The sequence below is a fragment of the Marinifilum sp. N1E240 genome, from assembly GCF_009295825.1.
GTDB classification, from domain to species: domain Bacteria; phylum Bacteroidota; class Bacteroidia; order Bacteroidales; family Marinifilaceae; genus Marinifilum_A; species Marinifilum_A sediminis.
The window spans coordinates 1-2132 of record NZ_WHKF01000027.1 but is presented as its reverse complement, the minus strand read 5'-3'; the positions used below and the strand labels follow the sequence as shown (position 1 = coordinate 2132).

The following is a 2132-nucleotide window of genomic DNA, read 5'->3' as shown; positions in this document are numbered from 1 at the left end:
TGTCTTGTCCTTGTATAAATCTCATACTATAAGATAACAAAGTGCTGAAAATCTATCAAATACAAGCATGCTTACTTATCAACAACTTATCAAGGTTTTTAGACAGTCTGACGGTCTTGCTAAGTTTCGTGGGCGATTTCAAAGAGTTAACTCTTCAAACCGCTAAAGAAGCAAGCCGAGTGAAATTGTTTATATTTTGAGCAAACCAATTTTAATTGGCTTGCTGGTGTTTGTTAATTGAACTAAGCTTTCAAACTGCACATCAGCGCCCATGAAATTTAGCTTTTGTTAGCGTTTCGTTTTCTTTAATTATTGGGTGATTTGAAAATGTCATCAGTTTTAAATATCATTTTTATGCATAAAGACCAAAGGTAAATACCATAATAATCAATTAATGTGGGAGCCATTAAGCCATGACTTAATTCATTCCTAAAATTAACCCCACTTGTGTCTACTAAGAAACTTTTCAGTTCTTCGTACATATCTTGATCCATTATATTGCTAATCTTATCTAAAACACCACCTAGCGTATTGTCATGCTGAATTGTTTCCGATAACTTGGCTACCGTAATGTCATTTTGATTTGCAATATATTTTAAGCTATTTTCTATTTGTGGCATCAATATATGAGCTGATGTAATGAAATCATTATTGAATCCAGCATATAATCCTTCGACAAACATATAAAACCTATCATCAGGTATAAATTTACTTTTATGCTTACTAAGCAAAACATGGACAAGACTCTTATCTATCATTTCATCAATATCCATTATACATTTTATTCTTTTAAGAGCTAGAATCGTATAACTTCTGTATAAACCTCTTAATAAATCTTTTTGGTATTCAACCATTGTTGAAATGCCTGCAACTTTCCCTTGAGAATCAATTCGTTCAGCATTTTCACAGAATTGAGTAAAGAAGTATTTATCTGATGGTTTATCTATGGCTTGATCAATAGTTTGCCTTGTTACAATCGAAAAATTCTTAATAAAGTTAAACCCTGGATTAAAGCTATCAATCTCTGCCTCCACAATATATTTATCAATTGAACTAACATCGATTTTAGTTGTTATACCACAAGATTGATAAATCTTAATAGATTCACGTTGCTCTATTTTTATCTTTTTTTCTAATCTTACTCTTAATCCAGTTGTGCATTTAATACCTTTTAGTTTTCGTAAACCTTTAGTGAATAATGATATTATATTTGGATAATAAGTATTAGGCTCCTTATTAGCATTTAGATTATCTCCCTCTAGCTCTAATTTTTCTGCTAATAAAATTTTGTGTTCTGTATTATTGATTATTTTGAGATCTTTTAGAGAATCAATAAGGATCATAGCATTATGAAAATCCTTTTGTTCATTGTACTGCGATATTCTTTCATAGAGAAAATTCTCAAAATCCTCTTTAGCTTTTACAGGTATTAATCCGCCTAACTCTTTAAGAATGTTGTTTTGTTCAAAAGAAGAAGAAGTACAATTTAATACTGCCTCTTTTCCGTGATTATAGATATTAATTAACTCTTCTTTGAATAACGCCTTTGCTTTGCGCACTAATTTTAAAGCATGAGTTAAATAATCGTAATTTGAAGTTGATTTAAAAATTTCAAGATAAGATAATACTGCTGCCTTGAGATTAATATGTTTCTCTTTTTTACATTCTAAGTATAAATAATTCCTCCATCTGGCAATTATTTCTTGATTTTTGCAGTAATCTATATTTGAATAGTTACAAAGTGTTTCTTTAATTTCATCTGAAAAGGTATTATTACTAAGATTATCAATTCTGATAGAACATAAAGACAATAATGCATCAGTAGCTATTGATTTCGAGTGTTTATTTTTGATATTATATAAATGAAGAATCAGCGCGCTACCATAAACATCTTCACTTATTTCACACAATACTTCTTTCATTTTTATCAAGTTGTTTTTAGTATAGCTATCCTTTATAATTACTCATCAAAGTTCAGTAATTAAACGCTTTGCTGGAAAATGAACGCTAACGGCAGTTTGTCTAAAAACTGATTAAACTGCTCAATTAAGCTTTAAATATAGCAGTTTTAAGGATACATAAAAATTGAAAATCCTTTTAATTTGAAATAGAATTGAGGTTCTTATTTGAGC

Annotated in this window: 1 protein-coding gene; it reads right to left on the bottom strand. The window is 29.4% G+C overall.

Annotated elements, in window-relative coordinates:
- Positions 1-305: 305 nt before the first annotated feature.
- Positions 306-1922 (bottom strand): DUF4209 domain-containing protein, encoded by a 1617-nt coding sequence (locus GCQ56_RS20100; protein WP_152736332.1) that lies wholly within the window; start codon positions 1920-1922, stop codon positions 306-308.
- Positions 1923-2132 lie beyond the last annotated feature (210 nt).